This is a genomic window from Microbacterium sp. NPDC089321 (assembly GCF_040684935.1).
Taxonomy (GTDB): Bacteria; Actinomycetota; Actinomycetes; order Actinomycetales; family Microbacteriaceae; genus Microbacterium.
In genome coordinates this window covers 330,270-346,941 of sequence record NZ_JBFBGX010000002.1, presented here as the reverse complement: position 1 = coordinate 346,941, position 16,672 = coordinate 330,270, and the positions used below count along the sequence as shown (strand labels likewise).

Annotated in this window: 17 protein-coding genes; 8 read left to right on the top strand and 9 right to left on the bottom strand. The window is 69.5% G+C overall.

Annotated features, from left to right (window positions below):
• Positions 1-28 precede the first annotated feature (28 nt).
• The 5 genes from AB0N59_RS09635 to AB0N59_RS09615 all read left to right on the top strand — a co-directional run bounded on the left by AB0N59_RS09635 (position 29) and on the right by AB0N59_RS09615 (position 4,974).
• Positions 29-1,555: an ABC transporter substrate-binding protein gene (locus AB0N59_RS09635; RefSeq protein WP_363482136.1), complete on the top strand. Its 1,527-nt coding sequence runs from the start codon at positions 29-31 to the stop codon at positions 1,553-1,555.
• Positions 1,552-2,505 (top strand): ABC transporter permease, encoded by a 954-nt coding sequence (locus tag AB0N59_RS09630; RefSeq protein WP_363482134.1) that lies wholly within the window; start codon positions 1,552-1,554, stop codon positions 2,503-2,505. The genes AB0N59_RS09635 and AB0N59_RS09630 overlap by 4 nt, the downstream gene beginning before the upstream one ends.
• Positions 2,505-3,371: an ABC transporter permease gene (locus AB0N59_RS09625; protein ID WP_363482131.1), complete on the top strand. Its 867-nt coding sequence runs from the start codon at positions 2,505-2,507 to the stop codon at positions 3,369-3,371. The genes AB0N59_RS09630 and AB0N59_RS09625 overlap by 1 nt, the downstream gene beginning before the upstream one ends.
• Complete coding sequence (locus tag AB0N59_RS09620) at positions 3,368-4,165, top strand: ABC transporter ATP-binding protein (protein WP_363482128.1); 798 nt, start codon at positions 3,368-3,370, stop codon at positions 4,163-4,165. The genes AB0N59_RS09625 and AB0N59_RS09620 overlap by 4 nt, the downstream gene beginning before the upstream one ends.
• Positions 4,166-4,242: 77 nt before the next feature.
• Positions 4,243-4,974: an ATP-binding cassette domain-containing protein gene (locus tag AB0N59_RS09615; protein ID WP_363484179.1), complete on the top strand. Its 732-nt coding sequence runs from the start codon at positions 4,243-4,245 to the stop codon at positions 4,972-4,974.
• Between the two features lie 47 nt (positions 4,975-5,021).
• On the opposite strand, the gene AB0N59_RS09610 is transcribed toward AB0N59_RS09615, so the two are convergent.
• The 3 genes from AB0N59_RS09610 to AB0N59_RS09600 are packed head-to-tail and all read right to left on the bottom strand — an operon-like array spanning position 5,022 to position 7,002.
• The gene (locus tag AB0N59_RS09610) at positions 5,022-5,525 is read right to left on the bottom strand and encodes an N-acetyltransferase family protein (protein WP_363482126.1); all 504 of its coding nucleotides are present in this window, start codon (positions 5,523-5,525) and stop codon (positions 5,022-5,024) included.
• Positions 5,522-6,220 carry a uracil-DNA glycosylase gene (locus tag AB0N59_RS09605; protein WP_363482123.1) on the bottom strand — a complete coding sequence of 233 codons (699 nt, stop codon included), beginning with the start codon at positions 6,218-6,220 and terminating at the stop codon, positions 5,522-5,524. The genes AB0N59_RS09610 and AB0N59_RS09605 overlap by 4 nt, the downstream gene beginning before the upstream one ends.
• A complete protein-coding gene (locus tag AB0N59_RS09600) occupies positions 6,220-7,002 on the bottom strand; it encodes an SDR family oxidoreductase (protein ID WP_363482120.1) in 783 nt (260 codons plus the stop codon). The genes AB0N59_RS09605 and AB0N59_RS09600 overlap by 1 nt, the downstream gene beginning before the upstream one ends.
• A gap of 153 nt (positions 7,003-7,155) precedes the next feature.
• Between AB0N59_RS09600 and AB0N59_RS09595 the strand changes: the two genes are divergently transcribed.
• Together AB0N59_RS09595 and AB0N59_RS09590 are read left to right on the top strand one after the other, a co-directional pair.
• Positions 7,156-8,478, top strand: a complete 1,323-nt coding sequence (locus tag AB0N59_RS09595; protein WP_204976147.1) for a bifunctional o-acetylhomoserine/o-acetylserine sulfhydrylase — start codon at positions 7,156-7,158, stop codon at positions 8,476-8,478.
• A 145-nt stretch (positions 8,479-8,623) separates the two neighbouring features.
• Positions 8,624-9,829: a homoserine O-acetyltransferase gene (locus AB0N59_RS09590; RefSeq protein ID WP_363482117.1), complete on the top strand. Its 1,206-nt coding sequence runs from the start codon at positions 8,624-8,626 to the stop codon at positions 9,827-9,829.
• Positions 9,830-9,859: 30 nt separating this feature from the next.
• Here the strand turns inward: AB0N59_RS09590 and AB0N59_RS09585 are convergent, their stop codons facing one another.
• Genes AB0N59_RS09585 through AB0N59_RS09570 form a run of 4 tightly spaced genes read right to left on the bottom strand, consistent with a single transcriptional unit; the run spans position 9,860 to position 12,924 of the window.
• Complete coding sequence (locus tag AB0N59_RS09585) at positions 9,860-10,513, bottom strand: NUDIX hydrolase (RefSeq protein ID WP_363482114.1); 654 nt, start codon at positions 10,511-10,513, stop codon at positions 9,860-9,862.
• Between the two features lie 9 nt (positions 10,514-10,522).
• A complete protein-coding gene (locus AB0N59_RS09580) occupies positions 10,523-10,831 on the bottom strand; it encodes a thiamine-binding protein (RefSeq protein WP_363482111.1) in 309 nt (102 codons plus the stop codon).
• 30 nt (positions 10,832-10,861) lie between these two features.
• Positions 10,862-12,070: a hypothetical protein gene (locus AB0N59_RS09575; protein WP_363482108.1), complete on the bottom strand. Its 1,209-nt coding sequence runs from the start codon at positions 12,068-12,070 to the stop codon at positions 10,862-10,864.
• Positions 12,067-12,924, bottom strand: a complete 858-nt coding sequence (locus AB0N59_RS09570) for an ADP/ATP-dependent (S)-NAD(P)H-hydrate dehydratase (RefSeq protein WP_363482105.1) — start codon at positions 12,922-12,924, stop codon at positions 12,067-12,069. The genes AB0N59_RS09575 and AB0N59_RS09570 overlap by 4 nt, the downstream gene beginning before the upstream one ends.
• Before the next feature lie 51 nt (positions 12,925-12,975).
• On the opposite strand from AB0N59_RS09570, the gene AB0N59_RS09565 reads away from it, so the two are divergent.
• Positions 12,976-14,058: an NADH:flavin oxidoreductase/NADH oxidase gene (locus AB0N59_RS09565; protein WP_363482102.1), complete on the top strand. Its 1,083-nt coding sequence runs from the start codon at positions 12,976-12,978 to the stop codon at positions 14,056-14,058.
• 62 nt (positions 14,059-14,120) lie between these two features.
• Here AB0N59_RS09565 and AB0N59_RS09560 read toward each other — a convergent pair whose 3' ends face one another.
• Positions 14,121-15,182 carry a hemolysin family protein gene (locus tag AB0N59_RS09560; RefSeq protein ID WP_363482099.1) on the bottom strand — a complete coding sequence of 354 codons (1,062 nt, stop codon included), beginning with the start codon at positions 15,180-15,182 and terminating at the stop codon, positions 14,121-14,123.
• Positions 15,179-16,495, bottom strand: coding sequence for a hemolysin family protein (locus AB0N59_RS09555; protein WP_363482096.1), 1,317 nt, complete (start codon positions 16,493-16,495; stop codon positions 15,179-15,181). The genes AB0N59_RS09560 and AB0N59_RS09555 overlap by 4 nt, the downstream gene beginning before the upstream one ends.
• Between the last annotated feature and the right edge of the window lie 177 nt (positions 16,496-16,672).

The window sequence follows — 16,672 nt, the reverse complement described above, 5'->3', positions numbered from 1 at the left end:
CGCTCCGCTTCCCTCGAGAGGACAATCCGTGTCTGCAACACACCCCCGACGCCGCGGCGCACTCGCCGCGGTCGGTCTGCTCGCCGCCGGCGCCCTCGCTCTCAGCGCGTGCTCCCCATCCGCTGAACCCACGCCGACGGCGTCCGCCGCGGCAGACCCCGACGCGACCCTCACCGTCGGTCTCGTGCTCGAGCCCACCAACCTCGACATCCGGCACACGAGCGGCGCCGCGCTCGAGCAGGTGCTCGTCGACAACATCTACGAGGGGCTCGTCACCCGCACGCAGGACAACGGGATCGACGAGCGTCTCGCGAGCGCGTATGAGATCTCGGACGACGGGCTTACCTACACCTTCACGCTCAACGAGGGCATCACCTTCCACGACGGCACCGCCCTCACCTCGGCAGACGTCGTCGCCTCGTACCAGACGGTCAAGTCCGACGCGAGCGTGCAGGGCAACGCCGAGTTCGCCGACGTCGCCGCCATCACCGCGCCGGATCCCCAGACCGTGACGATCACGCTCACCAAGCCCGATCAGAACTTCCTCTTCACCCTCACCGGCCCCGCCGGCCTGGTCTTCAAGAAGGGCGACACGACCGACCTGAAGACCGCGGAGAACGGCACCGGACCGTTCGTGCTCGATCGCTGGGCCAAGGGCAGCGCCATCACCTTCGACCGCTTCGACGACTATTGGGGCGACGCTGCGACCATCGGCGAGGTCGTCTTCCAGTACATCCCCGACTTCACCGCGGGCGTGAACGCCGCGCTCGACGGCACACTCGACGTGCTCACCGCGGTCGACCCCAACCTCGTGTCGCAGCTCGAGGACACCGGCGACTTCACGATCACGACGGGTCGCACCACTGACAAGGCGACACTCGCGTTCAACAACGCCAAGGCTCCCCTCGACGACATCAGGGTGCGTGAGGCACTGCGCCTCGCCGTGGACCACGAGGCCCTCGTCGAGGCGATCGGCGCCGGGCAGACCCTGTACGGGCCGATCCCCGAGCTCGACCCCGGATACGAGGATCTCAGCGACGTCGCACCGTACGACCCCGCAGAGGCGAAGAAGCTGCTGAAGGAGGCCGGTCACGAGAAGCTCGACCTCACTCTGACCATCCCCTCGTTCTACGGCACGACCGCGGCGCAGGTCCTCGTCTCCGATTACGCGAAGGTGGGCGTCTCGCTCGAGGTCAAGCGCGTCGAGTTCCCGACGTGGCTCGAGGACGTCTACACCAACCACGACTACGAGCTGAGCTTCGTGCTGCACGTCGAGCCTCGGGACTTCGTGAACTTCGCGAATCCGGACTACTACTTCGGATACGACAACCCCGAGGTGCAGAAGCTGTACGAGCAGTCGCAGACCGAGATCGACCCCGACAAGTCCGCCGACCTGCTGAAGAAGGCGGCCCGCCTCGTGTCGGAGGACCACGCCGCCGACTGGCTGTACAACGGCGCGACCCTGACCGCCCACACCGCCGCGGTCTCCGGCTTCCCGACCGATTCGATCAACTCGCGCATCGACCTCGCCGGCGTGACGAAGTCCGCGGAGTGATCCGATACGCGCTGACTCGAGGAGCCCTGCTGATCGCGGGGCTCCTCGTCTCGAGCGTGATCATCTTCCTCACCCTCCGCGTGTTCCCTGGCGACGTCGCCCAGCTGATCGCAGGGACGCAGGCCGATCCGCAGACGGTGGAAGCGCTGCGCGAGTCCCTCGGACTCGACAAGCCGCTGCCGGCGCAGTACAGCGACTGGATCGCGGGGATCCTGCGTGGCGATCTGGGCACCTCCCAGCTCAGCGGCGCGTCGGTGGGGGCAGAGCTCGTAGAGAAGTCACGCGTCACCGTGCCTCTCGGTCTGATGGCTCTCGCCATCGCGCTGCTCATCGCCGTGCCACTCGGTGTCCTCTCCGCCCTCCTGCACGGGCGCGCAGAAGGAACGGCACTCAGCATCGGCGCGCAGACCCTCGCCGCCGTGCCCGTGATCTGGGCAGGCATGATGCTCGTCGTCGTCTTCGCGCACGGGCTGGGCTGGCTGCCTGCGCAGGGATTCCCCCGCTCAGGGTGGGCGACGCCGGCGAAGGCATTCGAGTCGCTGCTTCTGCCTGCGCTGACGATCGGCGTCGTCGAAGGCGCCATGCTCATGCGGTTCGTCCGCAGCGCGACCCTGCAGGCCGCGGGGCAGGACTTCGTCCGCACTGCGGCAGCCAAGGGGCTCACACGGCGCCAGGCGCTCATCCGCCACGGCATCCCCGCAGTGGGCCTCTCGATCGTCACGGTGCTGGGCGTGCAGATCGCCGGCATCGTCGTGGGCTCGGTGGTCATCGAGCAGCTCTTCACTCTGCCCGGCATCGGCCGCATGCTCGTCGCCGACGTGGGCACGCGCGATCTGGTCAAGGTGCAGAGCGAACTCCTCGTGCTCACCGGCTTCGTGCTGATCATCGGATTCGTCGTCGACCTCGTGCACCACGCGGTCGATCCCCGGCAGAGAGCGGAGGAGAGCTGATGCCGCGCTGGCTGCGCACCCTGCTGTCGTCATGGACCGGCCGCTTCGCCGTGCTGGTGGTGTTCGCGATCGCCCTGGTCGCCGTCGTCTCGATCTTCTGGACACCGTTCGACCCGATGCTGTCGGACGTGCGGGGCCGCTGGGCAGCCCCCGGGTGGCCGCACGTGCTCGGCACAGACGGCACGGGGCGCGACATCCTCAGCCTGCTCATGGCGGGAGCGCGCACAACGGCCTTCGTGGCAGTCGGCGCCGGCGTCGTCGCCACGCTCGTGGGCATCTCGCTCGCCGCTCTCGGTGCGCTGACCGCGCGCTGGGTGCGTGAGAGCATGGCGGTGCTGGTCGACATCCTCATCGCCTTCCCCGTGCTGATGATCGCCATGATGATCTCCGCGGTGTGGGGCGGATCGCTGTGGGTGGTCGTCTTCTCGGTCGGGATCGGGTTCGGCGTCAGCATCGCCCGGGTCACCAGACCTGAGCTTCGCCGGGTGCAGCAGAGCGACTTCGTGCTCGCTGGGCGCGCCTCGGGTCTCACCCCGGGCCAGAACCTCATGCGCCACCTGCTTCCCAACATCGCGCCGGTGTTCATCGTGCAGCTGTCCTGGTCGATGGCGGTGGCCGTGCTCGCCGAGGCCGGCCTGTCGTATCTCGGCTTCGGCGCCTCGCTCACGGAGGCGTCATGGGGCACGCTTCTCGCCGACCTGCAGCGCTACATCGGCGTGCATCCGCTCACCGTCGTCTGGCCCGGCATAGCCATCACGCTCACCGTGCTCGGACTCAACCTGCTCGGCGATGCGCTGCGCGAGGCGACCGATCCCACCCTCTCGCGCCGTTCGGCGCAGGTGCACGTGCCGGAGGTGGTCGCGTGAGTCTCGAGGTCGACTCCCTCGTCGTCGAGATCGACGGGGCGCGCGTCGTGGACGGCGTGTCGTTCAGCGTCTCCGACGGCCAGCGCCTCGGCCTGATCGGCGAGTCCGGCTCCGGCAAGTCGATGACGGCGCTCGCGATCCTCGGTCTGCTCCCGGAGGGTGCTCAGGTCAGCGGCAGCATCCGGTGGGACGGGGTCGAGCTGGTCGGGATGCCCGATCGCGAGCTCGCACGTCTGCGCGGCGATGAGATCGGCATGGTCTTCCAAGAGCCGCGCACCGCACTCAACCCCATCCGCACCGTCGGGCGCCAGATCGCGGAGTCGGTGCGCATCCATGAGCGGGTCGGCCGAAAGGAGGCGCGCGAGCGCGCCGTCGCCGAGGCCGCCCGCGTGCAGCTCCCCGAGCCGGCATCCATCGTGGATCGGTACCCGCACCAGCTCTCCGGTGGTCAGCGACAGCGCGTCGCGATCGCGATGGCACTCGCCTGCAGACCCCGGCTGCTGATCGCCGATGAGCCGACCACGGCGCTGGACGTGACGATCCAGGCCGAGGTGCTCAAGCTGCTGCTGGGACTGGTCACCGACGAGGGCATGTCTCTCGTCTTCATCACGCACGACCTCGCCGTGCTGTCGCAGGTCGCGACCCACGGTGTCGTGCTCGAGCACGGTCGCGTCGTCGAGCAGGCTCCCGTCTCGACGCTGCTGAGCGCGCCGGCCTCTGCGGTGACGCAGGCTCTGCTGCGCGACGCCGTCGCGACGCTGTGGCGCGCCGATGACGAAGGGACGGCATCGTGACCCTCCCCCACGACGCAGGCCGGGCGCTCATCGTCGCCGAAGGAGTGAGCCGCCGCTTCGCTGTGCGTCGTCGCACCATGTTCGAGCGCGCACGCACGAGTGTGGCGCTTCATCCGACCGACCTCGCGATCGCCGAGGGCGAATCGCTGGGGCTGATCGGCGAATCGGGCTCGGGGAAGTCGACGCTCGTGCGCCTGCTGCTGGGGCTCGACCGTGCGACCAGCGGGCGGGTCGTCGTCGATGACCGGGAGGTGGATGCCACCGCGCGCGCCAGATCGCTGCACTGGCTGCGCAGGCAGACCGGGCTGGTGTTCCAGGACCCGTATGCGTCGCTCGATCCCCGCATGAGCGCTGGGCAGATCATCGCCGAACCGCTGTGGGCTCTCGACATCCCCGGCGACCATCGCGCGCGCGTGGGCGAGGTTCTCACTCAGGTCGGTCTCGACGCGGACATGGCCGATCGCCATCCGCACGAGTTCTCCGGCGGCCAACGCCAGCGCATCGCGCTCGCCCGCGCCATCGTGCACCGCCCGCGGATCCTGGTCGGGGATGAGCCGATGTCCGCGCTGGATGTCACCGTGCGGGCGCAGATCCTCGCCCTGCTCTCGCGCCTGCGTGTCGAGGAGGGCCTGACGATGATCACGGTCTCGCACGACATCGGACTCGTGCAGCACCTCAGCGACACCGTCGCCGTGATGAAGGACGGCCGCATCGTGGAGCACGGAACGACAGCTGCTGTTCTGCAGCATCCCGCCGACGACTACACGAAGCGCCTGCTCGCGGCGGTCCCCGTCATCCCGAACAGCTGAGACCGGCGCCGCGACCCGCACTCAGCACGCTCATCCGCCTGGGGCGCTCACAGCGACTTCTGCAGGAAGTGCACTCCCAGTCGTTCGCCGAACTTCTCTCCCACCTCGAGCAGCCGGCCCGCATCGACGAACCCCGCTTTCCGGTGCAGACCGATCGACGCGTCCGCACCGCGATCCGCGATGACCGCGATGACCTGCCGGAGGCCGGCGTCGCGACAGCGGTCGAGGAACACCGCCAGCAGCGCCCAGCCCACTCCCCTGCCTGCGGCGGACGGGGCGAGGTAGATCGAGTTCTCGATCGTGACGCGGTACGCCGACTTCGGCGACCACGGCTGGCCCAGCGCATACCCGAGCAGCTCTCCCGCCTCGGTCTCGGCGACGAGGAACGGGATGCCGGCAGCGACGATCCGTGCGACCTTGCTCTCCCAGTCGGTCAGCGTCGATTCGACCTCGTCGAAGGTCACCGTCGACGATCGCACGTAGTGGTTGTAGATATCGCGGATCGCCGGAAGATCGGCATCCGACACCGGCCGGATCCGCAGGTCGCTCACGCCTCACCCTCCACGCGCCAGTCGACGCCGTCGGCGCCCATCGCTTCGAGCAGCGCATTGGTGCGCGAGAACGGGCGCGACCCGAAGAATCCCCGGCTCGCCGAGAGCGGCGAGGGGTGCGCCGATTCGATCATCGGCGTCTGTCCGAGCAGCGGCTTCAGCCCCGCAGCGTCCTTGCCCCACAGCACAGCGACGAGGGGCTTCTGCCGTGCGACGAGGGCGCGTATCGCGAGCTCGGTCACCTTCTCCCATCCCCAGCCACGGTGGGATGCCGGAGCGCCCGGCCGCACCGTGAGGACGCGGTTGAGCAGCAGCACGCCCTGGTCGCTCCACGCGGTGAGGTCGCCGTGCGGAGCCGGCGGGATGCCGAGATCGGTGTGCCGCTCCTTGTAGATGTTGCCCAGGCTGCGCGGCAGCGGCCGCACGTCGCGCTCGACCGCGAACGACAGGCCGATCGGGTGCCCCGGCGTCGGATAGGGGTCCTGCCCGGTGATCAGCACCCGTACGTCTGCGAGGGGCCGCTGAAAGGCACGCAGCACGTTCGCACCGGCGGGCAGATAGTCGCGTCCCGCGGCCTGCTCGGCACGCAGCCGGTCGCCGAGCTCGGTGATCAGTGGCTGCACGGGGTGCAGCGCCTCGGCCCATCCGCTGTCGATCGCGCCCGCATCGGCGAGTTCGGCGAGGGTCCGCCGCATCAGTCGTCCGTGCGCACGTGCAGCGGCCCGCGGGCCAGCAGGTGCTGCGCCGCCTGCGCGAGGGGACGCATCGTGACCAGGTCGAGGTTCACACGTCGAGGGGCGTTCAGCGCATACGCGATGAGCTCCGCCACGTCCTCCGCGATCAGCGGCTCGGCGACCCCTTCGTAGACCGATTCCGCGGCGGCCGCGTCACCGCCCAGCCGGTTGAGCGCGAACTCCTCGGTGTGCACCATGCCCGGCGCGACCTCCACGACGCGGATCGGCTCGCCGTGCAGCTCCTGACGAAGCACCTTGACGAGCATCGCCTCGGCTGCCTTGGCAGCGTTGTATCCCGCGCCACCCGGGTAGGGGTTCTGCGCCGCAGTCGAGGTCACGAACACCGTGTCTGCGTGCCCGTCCGCGGACGCCGCCTTGCGCAGAAGCGGCAGCAGTGCCGCCACGAGGCGCTGCGTCGCGAGCACGTTCGCGTCGTACATCCACTGCCAGTCGTCGATCGAGGCCTGCTCGACGCTGTCGGTGCCGCGCGCGCCGCCGGCCACCTGCACCAGCGCGTGCACGGGCCCGGTGCGCTCGAGCTCGGCCACGAGGGCGTCGACGGCTGCGGGGTCGGTCAGGTCGCACGCGACGGCGGATGCCCCTGTCTCGCCGGCGAGCGCCGCGAGGCGCTTCTCGCGCCGTGCGACGCCGACGACCTCCCAGCCCTGCGCGCGCAGCACGCGCACGGTCGCCTCCCCGATACCTGAACTGGCTCCGGTCACCACGGCTCGTCTGATCACCATGCCCTCCACCGTAAACGCAACCGGCCGCAGAACCGGCCGCCGAGCTGTGTTACGTAACATTTCCCCTCGGTTGTCGCGCGCGACGCCGCTTCGTAGTGTCGCTTCCAGGCATCCAGCCGAACGACTCCACCACCCGACACCTGGGAGCACGTCATGACCGCAGCCGAGAACTGGCGCTTCGAGACCAAGCAGATCCACTCGGGCGCTGCGCCCGACCCGGTCACCAAGGCTCGCGCCACGCCGATCTACCAGACGACGTCGTACGTGTTCGACAACGCCGACCACGCCGCGAACCTGTTCGCGCTGGCCGAGTTCGGAAACATCTACACCCGCATCCAGAACCCCACCCAGGATGTCCTCGAGCAGCGCCTCGCCGCGCTCGAAGGCGGCACCGGCGCGCTCGTGCTCTCGAGCGGCCAGGCCGCATCGACCTTCGCGATCCTGAACATCGCCGAGGCCGGCGACCACTTCGTCGCCTCCAGCTCGATCTACGGCGGCACCTACAACCTCTTCAAGTACACCCTCGCCAAGCTCGGCGTCGAGGTGACGTTCGTCGAGAACCAGGACGACCCCGAGGAGTGGCGCGCCGCTGTGCGTCCGAACACCAAGCTGTTCTTCGCCGAGACCATCGGCAACCCGAAGATCAACGTGCTCGACATCCGCACCGTCGCCGACATCGCGCACGAGAACGACGTGCCCCTCATCGTCGACAACACCATCGCGACCCCCTACCTGATCCGTCCCTTCGAGCACGGCGCAGACATCGTGATCCACTCCGTCACGAAGTTCCTCGGCGGCCACGGCACCACCATCGGCGGCGCGATCGTCGACGGCGGCACGTTCGCCTGGTCGCAGCACGTCGACAAGTTCCCCGGCCTCACCGAGCCCGACCCCTCGTACCACGGCGCGTCGTACACGACCGCGGTCGGCGACGGCCTCGCCTACGTCATCAAGGCCCGCGTGCAACTGCTGCGCGACCTCGGGTCCGCGATCTCGCCTCAGAGCGCCTGGAACCTCATCCAGGGCATCGAGACCCTCTCGCTGCGCATCGAGCGCCACGTGCAGAACGCGCAGGAGATCGCCGAGTGGCTCGAGAACCACGATGACGTCGCGTCGGTGAACTACTCCGGCCTGCCCTCGTCGCCCTGGTACGCGAAGGCCAACGAGTACGCGCCCAAGGGCGTCGGCGCAGTGCTGTCGTTCGAGCTGAAGGGCGGCGTGGAAGCCGGTCGGGAGTTCGTGAACAGCCTGACGCTGTTCAGCCACCTCGCGAACATCGGCGACGTGCGCTCGCTCGTCATCCACCCGGCATCGACCACGCACTCGCAGCTCTCGCCCGAGCAGCAGCTGTCGGCCGGCGTCACGCCGGGTCTCGTGCGACTGTCGGTCGGGATCGAGAACATCGACGACCTGAAGGCCGACCTCGAGAATGCGCTGAGCGCCGCCCGTCGCGTCGCCGAGGCCGCTCGCGCCTGACGCCCGTCCTCCTCAGACGCAGGATGCCCCGGACCGGATGGTCCGGGGCATCCTGCGTCTTTCCGTCCCCTCACGTCCTCGGGTCGCGACGTGTCTCACCCGTAACGTTCGGAGGCACGAGACGGGGACAGGCGACAATGGGGTGATGGACTGGCAGACGACCTCAGAGGACACGGTGCCCTCGGCGCCCGTGACCGAGGCGGACGTGCGTCTGCTGCGTGCTCGTCCCCCCGCGACCGGCGCCTGGCGCGACGGAGACCCCGTGGGCGAGCGGCGGTTCACCTTCCTCGGAGACTTCCGCACCGAGAACGGCGACCTGCTTCCGGCCACCCGGCTCGCGTGGGAGTCGTGGGGCGAGCTGAACGAGGCCCGCGACAACGCTGTGCTCATCCTGCACGCCCTGACCGGAGACAGTCACGTGCGCGGTGCGGCCGGTGCCGGGCACCCCACTGCCGGCTGGTGGGACGACATCGTGGGCCCTGGCGCCGCGATCGACACCGACCGGTGGTTCGTCATCGCGCCGAACATGCTGGGCGGCTGCCAGGGCTCTACGGGCCCCGCCAGCATCGCCCCCGACGGCCGGGAATGGGCGTCGCGTTTCCCCTACCTGACCATCCGCGATCAGGTCGCCGCGCAGACCCGCCTCGCCGACACGCTCGGCGTCGAGCGGTGGGCCGCCGTGATCGGGGGGTCCATGGGCGGCATGCACGCTCTGGAGTGGGCCATCATGCAGCCTGAGCGCGTCGAGCGGCTTGCGGTGCTCTCGTCTCCGCCGGTGACCACGGCCGACCAGCTCGCCCTGAACTTCGTGCAGCTCGAGACCGTGCGCATGGATCCCCGATTCGCCGGCGGCGAGTACTACGACGCGGCGCTGGGCGAAGGCCCGCACCGTGGCCTGGCGCTCGCCCGACGGATGGCATTGCTGAACTACCGCAGCCCGATCGAGCTGAATCAGCGCTTTCAGCGCTCATGGCAGTCGGATGTCTCGCCGCTCGGCCGAGGCGGCCGGTTCGCGGTCGAGTCCTATCTCGACTTCCATGGCAACAAGTTCACCCGCCGTTTCGACGCGAACAGCTATCTGACCGTCGTCGAGGCGATGAACTCGCACGATATCGGACGCGACCGCGGCGGGGTCGAGCAGGCTCTGCACACGATCACCGCGAAGACCCTCGTGCTCGGCATCGACACCGATCGGCTGTTCCCGGTCGACGGGCAGCAGCGCATCGCGCGCAGCGTGCCGAACCTCATCGACGACGAGGCGGTCGTGCTGACGAGCGACTTCGGCCACGACGGCTTCCTCATCGAGACGGACCCTGTGGGCGCGCATCTGGAGCGTCTGCTCGCGTCGTGAGCCGCTCCTGCACAGACGCCGGGATGCCGCTCAGCTGCGCTCGTAGATCCAGGGCGGCGTCCCCATCGTGAGGCGGTGCCGCCCGCCTGCGAGGCCCGGAGCGCCAGGATGCTCCTCATCGCCGGCCCACAGCGCACGCATGCCGCTCTCGAGTTTCTGCATGTGCGTCTCATAGCGCGCGAAAGAGCTCAGCGAGGCGTACGCGTGGTCGACGGTTCGATGCTCTCGCAGCACGTGCAGTGTCACCCAGGTCGGCGGAAAGAGCGTGAGCCCCGCAGCGGCGTGCCGGTCGAGGGCGCGTCGCGGAGTCATCCATGCGGCCTCCTCGATCTCGCCCGGGTTGGGCTTCACCTCGTCACCGTCTTCGCGGGCGAGGAAGAACCACGTGCGAAACCTGACGGGTGTCTCGATCGGAGGCACCCAGCGCGACAGCGTGGCCAGATTCCGGATGCCGATCCCCGCCTCCTCACGGGTCTCGCGCACGGCTGCTCGGAGGGCCGCCTGCTCCTCGTCGTCACCGGCCCGCTCATCTCCGGGATCGACGCGACCTCCCGGAAACACCCAGGCGCCCGGGAACGACCCCGTGGCAGGTCGTCGAAGCACAAGCACCTCGAGTCCGTCGTCGCCGTCGCGCAGCACCACTGCGGTGCCCGCGACGCGCATGCCGTCTGCGAGGTCGCTCATCCGCCCACCCTACGACGCGTCGTCGATGGCCCTCTCGAGGCGCTCGACCTTGGCATCCAGCTCGCCGCTGTATCCAGGCCGGATGTCGGCCTTCAGCACGAGCGATACCCGCGACCCGAACGGCATCACGGCCTCGGTGGCGCGCTTGACCACATCCATCACCGAGTCCCAGTCGGGCCCCTCGATCTCGGTGAACATGCTCGTCGTGCGATGGGCGAGTCCCGATTCGCGCACGACCTTCACGGCTGCGGCGACGGCGTCGTGCACGGAATCGGAGCGGCCGTCGCCGGACGGGGCGACAGAGAATGCGACGAGCATGGTTCCTCCTGTGTTGGTCGGTCGAGGGGTTCAGCGGGCGGAGACGGGTGTGCGCACCACCGCGCGCACCGCGACGACGAGCAGCACCACGAGCATGGCATTGCGCAGGCTGAGCAGCAGAACCGGCAGGCCGTGAGCGGCGAGAAGTCCGTCGTAGGTCAGCGGATACACGCAGAACGTCAGCGCGCACAGCAGCAGCACGAGCGCGGCCGCGGTGTGAGCGCGGATGCGATCGAGGACGATCCACAGCATCACGGGCACGATCAGCCACACCGTGAACTGCGGCGAGCCGACTCGGTTCATGACGATCAGGGCGACGGTCAGCGCGAGGGCGAGCGGCGGCAGCAGTCTCTGCCAGCGCGCGCGGCGACGCGACCGCATGAGTCCGAGGACCACGATGACCGCGACCGCGACCGCCATCGCGGGAGTGGTCGCGGCGGCGACGCCCTGCGCGGCCTGCGCGACCACCTGGTAGGTGAGGATGTCGAAGCTGTACTCGATCCTCGCCTCACCGAGCATCGCGGCCCACAGGAACGGCGTCGCGAAGACAGCCTCGATCTGCAGCCCGCGTCCGCTCTGCGCGGTCAGGAAACCGAGCAGGTTCTCGCCCGCGCCCAGCGCGAGCAGCACGATCACGATCAGGCCGCAGACCGAGGCCGCCGTCACGAGCAGTCGCAGGCCGTTGCGAGCGGCAGCCGTCGCCGCGATCAGCAGCGCAGCCGGCCAGACCTTGATCCAGGCTCCGACGGTGAGCGCCGCGGCGGCGAGTCGAGGGTGCGCCACCAGCCAGAGGCCGCCGGCGAGCGCAAGGGGCAGCGTGATGGCGTCGATCCGGTACATCGCGATCGGCCCGAGCAGCAGCAGGGCTGCGATCCAGAACCACGCTGCGGCCTCTCTCCCCCTCCCGCTTCGGCGCAGCAGCGCTGCGAGTCCGAGTGCATCGCAGAGGGTCACCAGCAGCGCCCAGCCCACGAGGTAGGCGGGAGCACTGCCCAGCAGCCCCACCAACGGCAGCGCGAGCGCCTGGGCGAGCAGCATCGGCACCAGCGCGAGCTGCGGATACACCCAGCTCTCGGAGATGCCGACGATCGGCCCTCCGGTGAGCGCCGACTGCGACCACGGCAGATACACGAGCACGACATCGCCCATGGGCTGACTCGGCAGGAGCCACCCCGCGACGGCGACGATCGCATGGGCGAGGAGGAATGCGACCCAGATCAGCCGGACGCGCGAGGTCACGCGCGGCGCCCCGACAGCAGCTCTCCGATCGCTCCCGGCAGCGACTCTGCGACGTCGAGGGCGACGATCGGATGCCCGGGGGTCCGGCTGCCGTCGTCCCCCCCGGCTCCGGATGCCCGTGCCGCGGCATGCCCGTGCAACCACACCGCCGTCGCGGCGGACTCCGCCAGCGCGCGACCGGTGTCGGCGGCGATGAGCGCGCCGATCGCACCCGCGAGCACGTCGCCGGTGCCGGCGGTCGAGAGCCAGGTCGGGGCGTTCGCCACCACGATCACATCGCCGCTCGGATCGGCGACGACGGTTCGGGCGCCCTTGAGGAGCACAGTGGCCCGCACCCGCTGTGCCGTCTCGAGCACGGCGTCCTCCCGGGCCTTCTGATCGTCGAGGTCCTGCTCGCGGAGTCCGAGGCGAGCGCGCAGTCGGGCGAATTCCCCGGCGTGCGGCGTGAGCACCCTGGGGGCCGTTCCCTCTGCAGCGAGATCGAGCGCACCCGCGTCGACCACCACGGCCGCGTCGCCGTGGAGGATCGCATCGAGGGCGTCGCTCTCCGCGGAGTCACGGTGCTCGGCATCCGTCCCCGAGCCGATCACCCACGCCCCGACGCGGATTCTGCCTGCCTCGGCCCTCGCGACGGTCTCGGGCCGGCGGGCGAGGACGGCATCCCTCGCGTCGCCCGTGTACAGCACGTAGCCGGCGCCCGCGCGCCAGGCGGCTTCGACTCCGAGGACAGCCGCGCCCGGGTAAGCGAGCGATCCGGTGCGCAGCCCCACGACCCCGCGCGAGTACTTGTCATCATCGACGGTCGGCACCCGCAGCATCGACTCGGTGTCGGCTCTCGTCCACTCCCGCAGCATGACCACCACGCTAGCGGCCCCGCTCCCCCGTACGGACGATAGCGTCGTGATGTGACTGCGCTCTCCGCTCCTCGACTCTTCGCTCCCCTGACCGTCCGGTCGCTCACCGTCCCCAACCGGCTGTGGGTGTCTCCCATGTGCATGTACAGCGCCGTAGACGGCGTGCCGCAGGACTGGCACCGCACGCACCTCGCCCAGTTCGCGTCCGGCGGTGCCGGACTGATCATGGCGGAGGCGACGGGAGTCGTCCCGGAGGGGCGCATCTCGCCGCGTGACACGGGCATCTGGAACGACGAGCAGCGCGACGCCTGGTCGCGGATCGTCGGGGAGGTGCACGAACGCGGCGGGCTGATCGGCATCCAGCTGGCACACGCCGGGCGGAAGGCCTCGACCTGGTGGCCGTGGGCGGATGCGGCCGGCTCCGTGCCGCCGGAGGACGGCGGCTGGGTGACATCGGCGCCCTCCCCGATCGCCTTCGAGGGGTTCGCGACGCCGGACGCCCTCGACTCCGCGGGGATCGACAGGGTCGTCGAGGCGTTCGCCGCTGCGGCGCAGAGGGCGATCGACGCCGGATTCGATGTGCTGGAGGTCCACGCGGCGCACGGGTACCTGCTGCACCAGTTCCTCTCCCCTCTGTCGAACCTCCGGTCGGACGAGTACGGAGGCTCGCTCGAGAACCGCGCCCGCCTGCTGCTGCGCGTGCTCGACGCGATCCGCGCAGTGGTGGCTGACGAGATTCCCGTCTTCGTGCGCATCTCCGCCACCGATCACGCCGAGGGCGGTTTCACGCCTGACGAGGCCGGCACCGTCGGTGCCTGGTGCGGGCAGCACGGTGCAGACCTGATCGACGTCTCCAGCGGCGGCCTCGTCGCCCATCAGCGGATCGACGTGCACCCCGGCTATCAGGTTCCGCTCGCTGCCACCGTCAGGCGGACAGGTCGCATCCCTGTCTCAGCGGTCGGTCTGATCACCACGGGCGGCCAGGCCGAGGAGATCCTCGCGTCGGGTGCCGCCGACGCGATCTTCGCCGGACGGGAGTGGCTGCGCGACCCGCACTTCGGGCTTCGCGCCGCCCATGAGCTCGGCGCCGAGGTGCCCTGGCAGCCGCAGTATCTCCGCGCACGCTGGCGCTGAACGGGCGACGCCGGCACCGCGGGGCCCCGCGGTGCCGGCGTCGTGCGCGGCTCGGCCTCGGATCAGCGTCCGTAGCCTCGTCGTGTGGCGTCCTGCACTTCGCCCACGAGCTCTTCGAGGATGTCCTCGAGGAACAGGACCGCGGTGGTCTCGCCGGAGCTGTCGCGAACCTTCGCGAGGTGGCGTCCCGCCCGGCGCATCGACGCCAAGGCGTCCTCGAGGTCGGTCTCCTCCTGCACCGGGAGCATGTGGTGGATGCGCTTGGACGGGAGGGGCTGCGAGATCTTCTCATCGGGCTCTGGTCCCTCGGCGGCACGAAGCACGTCCTTCAGGTGCACGTACCCGATCGGCATCTGCTCGTGGTCGACGATCACATAGCGCGAGAAGCCATAGCGGGCGACGGCGCGCTCGACGTCATCCGGTGTGGCCGTCTCGGGCAGGGTGATCAGCTCGGCGAGAGGCACCGCGATATCGCGGGCCTTCTTGTCGGTGAACTCCACCGCCGCGGCGACCGCGCCCGACGAGTCGGCGAGCACGCCCTCCCGTCGCGAGCGGTCGACGATCGTGGCGACCTCTTCGAGCGTGAACGTCGACGCGGCCTCGTTCTTGGGCTCCACCCCGAACAGGCGCAGCACGCCGTTGGCGATGCCGTTGAGGGTCCAGATCACGGGTTTGAACACCCGTGAGACCCACACCAGAGGCGGGGCGAGCACGAGCACGGCGCGATCCGGGATCGAGAAGGCGAGGTTCTTCGGCACCATCTCGCCGAACACCACGTGCAGGAACGACACGAGGGCGAGCGTGATCACGAACGCGCTGACGCTGATCACCCCCGGGTCCCAGCCCAGGGCGTGCATCGGCACCTCCAGCAGGTGATGGATCGCCGGCTCCGACACGTTCAGGATCAGCAGCGAGCAGATCGTGATGCCCAGCTGCGATGTCGCCAGCATGAGCGTCGCGTGCTCCATCGCGTACAGAGCGGTCTTGGCGGCGCGAGAGCCGCGTTCGGCGAGCGGCTCGACCTGCGAGCGACGAGCCGAGATGACGGCGAACTCGCCGCCGACGAAGAAGGCGTTCGCCGCCAGCAGCACGACGAGCCATACGAGCCCTGCCCAGTCGCTCATCGCTCCTCCTCCGTCGTCGCGTCCACCGGGTCGGCGGTGTACCGGATGCGGTCGATGCGCCGCCCGTCCATCCGTACGACGCGCAGAGTGCCCGTCTCGATGCGCACCTCGTCTTCGATCACGGGAACCCGCTCGAGAACGCTCATCATGTATCCGGCGACGGTGTCGTAGACCTCGCCGGCCGGCACCTCGATCCCCGTGCGGCTGAGCAGCTCGTCCGGGCGGAGCTCACCGGGGAAGGTGATCGAGTCGACGCGGCGGACGATGCCCGCGCGCGAGCGATCGTGCTCGTCCGACACCTCGCCGACGATCTCCTCGATGAGGTCCTCGAGGGTGACGATGCCTGCCGTGCCCCCGTACTCGTCGACGACGACGGCCATCTGGTAGCCCTTCGTCCGCAGCTCGGCGACGAGCACGTCGAGGTGCACGGTCTCGGGAACCCGCAGCGGCTCGGTGCTCAGAGCGCCGACCGGGACCTCGGCCCGCTTCTCGCGCGGCACCGATACGGCGGCCTTCACATGCACCACGCCGGTGATGTCGTCCAGGTCGTCGTCGTACACCGGGAAGCGGCTGTGCCCGGTGCGACGGGCGAGCCTGATGACATCGTCGGCGGAATCGCCCACGGCGATCGCGTGCATGCTCGGACGCGGAGTCATGATGTCGTCCGCGGTCAGGCGCGCGAAGTTCAGGCTGCGGTCGAGCAGGGTCGCCGTGTCCTTCTCGAGCACGCCCTGGCTGGCCGACCGCCGCACCAGCGACGACAGCTCCTCGGCGCTGCGCGAACCCGACAGCTCTTCCTTCGGCTCGATCCCGATGCTGCGCAGCACCCCGTTCGCGCTGCCGTTGAGCAGCACGATGGCCGGCTTGAACACCGCCGTGAACACGGTCTGGAAGGGGATGACGAGCTTCGCCGTCGCCAGCGGCAGCGCCAGGGCGAAGTTCTTCGGCACGAGCTCGCCGAGGATCATCGACAGGATCGTGGCGACGAACATCGCCACGGTGACCGAGATCGGTGTCACGACGGCATCCGGAAGCCCCCAGTCCTCGAGCATCGGCGAGAGCAGCTTCGAGATCGCGGGTTCCATCGTGTACCCGGTGAGCAGGGTGGTCAGCGTGATTCCCAGCTGGGCCGACGAGAGGTGCGTGGAGGTGATCTTCAGCGCGCGGATCGTCAGGCTGAGGCGGGATTCCCCGCGCGCCTGACGTGCCTCGAGTTCTGCGCGGTCGAGATTGACCAGAGCGAACTCGCTCGCGACGAAGAGACCTGTTCCCACGATGAGCAGCAGCCCCACGCCCAACAGCACGAATTCCATCAGCTGTGTCCCTCGGCATTCGCGAGGAGCGGGCAGTGGGGCGATGTACTACAAGAAGGAGGGTCGTCCATGGTGCGCCCGATCTTACAGAATCCGGCTGTGCGTGCGCATCGTCCCATCCTGACGCCGCCCGTCGGGGCAGGTCCGGCGAAACGGGGGCCATGTCAGGCATTTCGG